8 protein-coding genes are annotated in these 6,141 nt (G+C 40.4%); 3 read left to right on the forward strand and 5 right to left on the reverse strand.

All coding sequences use genetic code 11. From position 1 onward, the window contains the following. Positions 1-17 precede the first annotated feature (17 nt). Both BP896_RS02200 and BP896_RS02205 read left to right on the forward strand, forming a co-directional pair. Complete coding sequence (locus tag BP896_RS02200; RefSeq protein ID WP_291765199.1) at positions 18-719, forward strand: ribosome assembly factor SBDS; 702 nt, start codon at positions 18-20, stop codon at positions 717-719. A gap of 66 nt (positions 720-785) precedes the next feature. Then, on the forward strand, positions 786-1,442 hold the full coding sequence (locus BP896_RS02205; RefSeq protein ID WP_291765248.1) for a translation initiation factor IF-6: 657 nt from the start codon (positions 786-788) through the stop codon (positions 1,440-1,442). Positions 1,443-2,078: 636 nt separating this feature from the next. Here BP896_RS02205 and BP896_RS02210 read toward each other — a convergent pair. From BP896_RS02210 to BP896_RS02225, 4 genes are all read right to left on the reverse strand, one after another. Continuing rightward, positions 2,079-2,279 (reverse strand): 30S ribosomal protein S27e, encoded by a 201-nt coding sequence (locus BP896_RS02210; protein ID WP_291765201.1) that lies wholly within the window; start codon positions 2,277-2,279, stop codon positions 2,079-2,081. A 197-nt stretch (positions 2,280-2,476) separates the two neighbouring features. Then, positions 2,477-2,737, reverse strand: coding sequence for a 50S ribosomal protein L31e (locus BP896_RS02215; protein ID WP_291765202.1), 261 nt, complete (start codon positions 2,735-2,737; stop codon positions 2,477-2,479). Positions 2,738-2,741: 4 nt separating this feature from the next. Continuing rightward, entirely contained in the window at positions 2,742-2,900 is a 159-nt protein-coding gene (locus BP896_RS02220) for a 50S ribosomal protein L39e (RefSeq protein ID WP_012185271.1), read from the reverse strand. A 5-nt stretch (positions 2,901-2,905) separates the two neighbouring features. Beyond that, positions 2,906-3,256: a DNA-binding protein gene (locus BP896_RS02225; RefSeq protein ID WP_291765209.1), complete on the reverse strand. Its 351-nt coding sequence runs from the start codon at positions 3,254-3,256 to the stop codon at positions 2,906-2,908. 370 nt (positions 3,257-3,626) lie between these two features. On the opposite strand from BP896_RS02225, the gene BP896_RS02230 reads away from it, so the two are divergent. Further along, positions 3,627-4,829, forward strand: coding sequence for a Glu/Leu/Phe/Val dehydrogenase (locus BP896_RS02230; RefSeq protein WP_349681914.1), 1,203 nt, complete (start codon positions 3,627-3,629; stop codon positions 4,827-4,829). A 52-nt stretch (positions 4,830-4,881) separates the two neighbouring features. On the opposite strand, the gene BP896_RS02235 is transcribed toward BP896_RS02230, so the two are convergent. Next, a partial coding sequence (locus BP896_RS02235) for an APC family permease (RefSeq protein ID WP_291765212.1) occupies positions 4,882-6,141 on the reverse strand: 1,260 nt, incomplete at its 5' end.

Consider the following 6,141-nt stretch of genomic DNA (forward strand, 5'->3'; position numbering starts at 1 on the left):
CGAGTGAGTTAACACGCATGTCCAGTAGGAGGGTGGTTACGGTTAAGTATGATGCTAAGGGCGAACATTTCGAGATACTCGTTGACCCTGACTATGCCCTTGAGTTTAAATTAGGTAAATCAATTAGCCTAGATAAAGTACTCATAACAGATACCGTGTTCAGGGATTCTAAGAGGGGGTTGAGGGCATCTGAAATAGCCCTTAAGAGAGCCTTCGGCACCACAGACCACAGGAAGGCTGCTGAGATAATACTGAGGAGCGCGGAGATACCCTTAACCTCAGAGCAGAGGAGGAGGCTTATTGAGGATAAGAAGAAGCAGATAATAGACTGGATTAGTAGGAACTGTATTGATGCCAGAACTAAGGCTCCCCTACCACCCCAGAGGATTGAGTTAGCCTTAAATAACGTAAACGTGGTGATTGAACCATTTAAAGGCGTTGACGAGCAGATTAATGATGTATTAAAGGCGCTTCAAAAGGTCATACCAATAAAGGTTGCTGTAGCCACCCTTGAAGTGACTGTTGGCCCTGAACATGGGCAGAGGGTTAAGTCAGCCTTAGCTAGGATGGGTAGGATACTTAAGGAGCAGTATGATGAGTCAGGTAACTTAACTTTACAGCTAGAAATACCGGCTGGATTACAGGATACTGTTATCGGGAAGGTTAATGAAATAACCCATGGGGAGAGTGAAGTTAAGTTACTGGGTGTATCAACCTAATACTGAATATGGTTTATAAAACGGCATAATTAAACGGTTCCAGTGTCAGTCAGTAAGTTTGATATAATGCCCATTAGGATTTATGGTACAGCCAGTGTAGGCGTCTACATGGCTACTAATGATGAATATGCACTATTACCCATGGACTCCCCTGAGAAGATTGATAGGCATGTTGAGGATACCCTTAAGGTTAATGTTATTAAATTAACCATAGGCAGATCCCCACTCCTAGGCGTTTTTGCAGTCATGAATAATAATGGCGTATTAATACCCTCAATAATTAGGGATGAGGAACTCAAGCAGTTAAAGAAGTCTTTAAGTGACTTAAACATTGCCATCCTACCATCTAAATACACAGCTATAGCTAACTTAATGCTGGTTAATAATAGGAGGGGTTTAGTATCACCAATAATTGAACGGGAATATTTGAACCTAATTAGGGATAGTTTAGGTGTTGAAATTGAGGTTAGGGATATTAGGGGATTATACATAATCGGCTCCCTAGCAGTTGTGAATGATAGGGGAATATTGGTTTCTCCCGAGGTGGATGAAGGCGATGTAAGCTTCCTCAAGGAGTTCTTCAGCCTAAGGGTTGGTATAGGTACTATAAATAGAGGTATTAGCCTAATTAGGAGCGGCATGGTGGCTAATAATAAGGGTGCAATAGTGGGTGATTCAACCACTGGCTTTGAAATGATGAGGATAACAGAAGTTTTGGGTTAAAATCAGGACGCCCATTAATCTTCACTTCCTCCGACTACCGTCATCTCATCATCAACTAACACAATTAATTACATTAATTTAAATCTTAACTATTTAAGATAATTTAAAAATCAATCTTTAAGGAAAGGTGGAGTGACTATGAGGGATGCAGCAATAGTCACTGCCGTAACTAGGATAGAGAAGGCAATGAAACTAAGAGGGTGGATTTAAGCAGCCAAATCCTCATATTCATTAAGTACTTTCTTAAAGTTATTAACCATTATGCCCTCAAGCCTCTTAAGTATCCTTAATGTATTCTGCAGGAATATTGACCACATGGGCATTCTAAAATATGGAATTCATATACTTTACCTGATAATGTTATTCACATGCCCTTATAAAATTTTTGCTAGTCCTAATCATTATTAACTTAATACGTAAATTCGATTACATTAAGTTAAAATGATTATATCGATATACCTATATACCTAAAGCTTCAGCTTTAAGGTAAATGCATTTAAAGGTGCCTAGGCGATTATTCACAATGCTACCTCAATGTTGATGGAGACTCCTAAGTATTTGGAAAATGGTAATTAGTTAATCTATGGTGTAGAACAAGATAAATTATAAAGATNNCACTATAGGATGATAGCGCTATTAATCAAGGACCCTGACCACCGTGCCCAGTATCTCAGCTCTCCCTCCAGTTGGCCTGGCGAGGAGGTTGCCGCAGACCAAGCATCTAACCTCCACAGTGGCATGATCAAATATTATCTGCTCATTGCCGCATTGGTTACACCTAACCCTAATGAACCTTGACCTAGGTGCTGGTATTAGCACGCTTCTGAAATTAGGCATATCATCCATGCAGCCCCATGGGTTTATAAAGATTACACTAGCATACCTAAGGCGCCAGCTTCAATGTGAAAGTAAAGTTGAAAACTTAAACATGAGTTAACAGTTAACCATACGCCTATAGCTTATATTTACTTAATGAGAATTAATATGCGGCGCCATTAATTTATCAATATAGTAATAATTTAAGTACTTGAAAATTAACCCTGGTACTCAACTATTACTGACCCATCTTCACGCTTAGTTACCTTAACCTTAATCTTCAATGGTGGTTTTTGAATACCCCTACTCCAGAGTATGTTATTCAAGTTTTCACTTACTTTAACCTTATCCTCATTAACCTTAACATGCCTAGCCACAACCCTCTTAATGAATCTAGCTGCATAGGGTGCCCTTATTCTTCTTGATGCCTCCTTTACATCCCTTAGGTTTATTGTGAGTATAATCTCATTACTTGACATTCAATCACCCTAACTTAAGCTTAACCCTCCTCCAATTCCTACGCTTAGTATTGTACGTAACCTTCCTGTCTGTTTTAACCATAACCCAGGCTGGCGGATTCCTATTAGACTTCCCTGCGGATGCTAGCCTGAGCTTGAAGCCCAGTGGCTTATGGGTTGCCATATCATTCACCTGAACCTTATCCTATACTCCCTCCTGGTTTGGCTATAGACTGTTTCCAGTATCTTTTTAAGTTCTTCGTCAGTTATGGGAACCTTAATTCTACCTGACTGGGCTAAAGCAATTAACTGATTCTCAATTGATTCAACTAATTCAGGTTTAACAAGCCTAAGGTTATCAAGCCTACTCCTAGCCTCAGGGGTTAATATAACCCTTATAACAGCCCTCCTCTGAGCCTCCTCAGCTCTCTTTCTCTCCTCTTCTTCAGCTTTGCGCTGAAGCTCCTCAAGCTTCCTCCTCCTAGCCTTCTCAAGCTCATCCTCATCCTGAATATTCTCCTCATCGTCGTAGTAACTCATACATCACTAAGTTATGCATTGGCTTTAAAAACCTAATGCCAGCTGCCTTCATTACTTTAGGTAAACATCATAGCCATGAAGGAGCGCTTAATCATGATTATTACCTAAGTCTCATGGCAAGTGTAAACTGCCTCCTTATTTTATGAACTACCAAGTATTGATAATAACTATGAAGCACCTAATTCACTATAAGAATATACATCTTTACATAATTAGGTAGAAGAATATATATTATATAACAATATATTGTATTAAATAAAATAATTAGAAAACTTTATAAAGGTATGCAGATAGTACCCTCAGGTGAACTATGTGAGCTCCATATTTGGAATACCCATGCAGTCAATATTCCNNGATACTTAAGAGGGCGGTGGAAATTGGGGGCCTTGATAAAGTAGTTTACGATTACTTATCAAGGCCTATGAGGGTTATAGCAATATCAATACCAGTTAGGGTTAATGGTTCAATGGTAATATTTGAGGGATATAGGGTTCAGCATAATAATGCATTAGGCCCATTCAAGGGTGGAATTAGATTCCACCCAGAGGTTACCCTGGAGGATGATATAGCGTTAGCAACCTTAATGACCCTTAAGAACAGCCTAGCTGGAATACCATATGGTGGTGGTAAGGGTGCTGTAAGGGTTGATCCTAAGTTACTTAAGGCTAATGAACTAGAAGAATTATCTAGGGGATACGTTAGGGCATTATATAGTGCAATAGGGCCTGAGATTGATATTCCAGCGCCAGACGTTGGAACTAATCCACAGATAATGGCATGGATGGTTGATGAATATAGTAAGATAGCAGGCAGGAATGTACCAGGAGTCTTTACTGCTAAGCCGGTTGAATTATGGGGAAACCCAGTAAGAGAATACGCCACTGGTTTTGGTGTGATGGTTACTGCTAGGGAAGCATGGAGGAACCTATTCAATAGTAATTTAAATGAAGTTAAGGTATCAGTGCATGGCTTCGGTAATACTGGTCAGTGGGCAGCATACTGGGCTACTAAAATGGGGGCTAAGGTTGTTGCGGTTGCTGACACATCAGGCACTGTTTACGATCCCAATGGTTTAGATGTTAATAAGGCCATGGAGGTTAAGAATAAGTCAGGTAAGGTGATTAATTACCCAGGAGGGCAGAAACTATCACCTGATGATGCGCTCTACGTTAATGCCGATATATTAATACCAAGTGCTATAGAGAATACCATCAGGGCTGATAATGTAACTAAGGTTAAGGCTAAGTTAATAGTTGAGGGTGCTAATGGCCCAACAACCCCTGAGGCTGAGGAGTACTTGACTAAGAGGGGTGTTGTTATTGTGCCTGATATTTTAGCTAATGCTGGTGGCGTAATAATGAGTTACCTTGAGTGGGTTGAGAATCTTCAATGGATGACTTGGAGTGAAGAGGAGACTAGGAGCAAGCTTGAGGGCATAATGGTTAATAACTTTAAGAAAGTACTTAATGAATATGAGAATTTAAAGAAGGGTGGAGTGACTATGAGGGATGCAGCAATAGTCACTGCCGTAACTAGGATAGAGAAGGCAATGAAACTAAGAGGGTGGATTTAAGTCAATGCCTTAAACAATGAGGATTATTTTAAATAATATTAATTATAATTTATTATTCAGGTGGTATTTCCATGAATATCAGCGATATGTCTAAACCCTTCTTTAAATTAATGTACTTCGCTATGAAGTATACTGCTATTCCCACTAACACAGCCCCCACCTCAACACCGTAGGCTAACCAATTACCACCCCAAATGCTTGGGTACTCCAGGAATTGATAGGATATGTAACCCATGACTCCAACCATCAGTATGCTTGCCACAGCTAAGGTTACTCTAACACCCTTATCCAACTTAACCCTATTAAGAATAGCCGCCACAGCCGCTGCTGCACCAACTAGGGCGAAGTATATTAAGGCTTCCACCACTGCACCGTATAGGCTTGAGAATGTGTTATATAATGCCTCAGCTGCGGCTATTAATGCCGCCGTTATGGCTAAGTCAAATAAGTGTGCGTAGACTGGGCTCCTAAGGCGTGGACTTACGTATGAGAAGAATTCCGGTAATATCCTATCAAAGGATAATGCGAATAAGTAGCGTACAATCACTATGGCTCCATAGGCCAATACTGCTAAGTACCATAGCACTGACCCAATACCTATTATCCAAGCCAACGCTGCATTACCTGAAGCAGCCATTGCAGCTGACCAGAAGTTAACATAACCATCAGCCATAGCCATAGTGGAGAACTTAAACCCCATTGAGTAATACATTGCTGCAAAACCAAGGGTCACCATGATCATTGATAAGACTGCAGATATTGGTAGGTTCCAGTTAATGGCGCGCTTAGACTTTATCTCTGACGCTATTGCAGGTGCTGCTTGAAGCCATGGGTATATGTATATTGCGAAGAATGGTAGCATCATTATTGTTGGGCCTAGTGCGAAGTATGGCCCAGCGTACTGTGAAGCAACCTTACTATACGTTATACTACTTGGCAGCAATGAACTAACGCGACTTATAACCACTGATCTAGGTACTATGTAGAGCACCACTAATGCTAAGAGGAGCGTTATTATTGATGCAATGGTTAACACAGTCATCAACCTAATACCATACTTAGTACCCATTATGTTCACAAATACTACTATGGCAAAGTAGAGAATACCGATTCCAATAACCTCAAGTGAAGTGAAGTTAACTTTAATACCTAGGGTTAATAACATTGTACCTAACTGCTCCACTCCAGCTATGGCTATTAAGGCATAGTATGCTAGCGACTCTATTATGAAACCTACGACGAAGCCTACGACGAGCCATGTGAGCCTTGGACCAAGTAACCTACTAACCCATACGTAGTCTCCTCCTGTTCT

Origin of the sequence: Caldivirga sp. UBA161, from assembly GCF_002506515.1 — an archaeon.
Taxonomy (GTDB): Archaea; Thermoproteota; Thermoprotei; order Thermoproteales; family Thermocladiaceae; genus Caldivirga.

Bases quoted from the DNA above. Each gene is read 5' to 3' on its own strand.
- BP896_RS02200 (WP_291765199.1), top strand. From the start codon at position 18: ATGTCCAGTAGGAGGGTGGTTACGGTTAAGTATGATGCTAAGGGCGAA.
- BP896_RS02205 (WP_291765248.1), top strand. From the start codon at position 786: ATGCCCATTAGGATTTATGGTACAGCCAGTGTAGGCGTCTACATGGCT.
- BP896_RS02210 (WP_291765201.1), bottom strand. From the start codon at position 2,279: ATGCCTAATTTCAGAAGCGTGCTAATACCAGCACCTAGGTCAAGGTTC.
- BP896_RS02215 (WP_291765202.1), bottom strand. From the start codon at position 2,737: ATGTCAAGTAATGAGATTATACTCACAATAAACCTAAGGGATGTAAAG.
- BP896_RS02220 (WP_012185271.1), bottom strand. From the start codon at position 2,900: ATGGCAACCCATAAGCCACTGGGCTTCAAGCTCAGGCTAGCATCCGCA.
- BP896_RS02225 (WP_291765209.1), bottom strand. From the start codon at position 3,256: ATGAGTTACTACGACGATGAGGAGAATATTCAGGATGAGGATGAGCTT.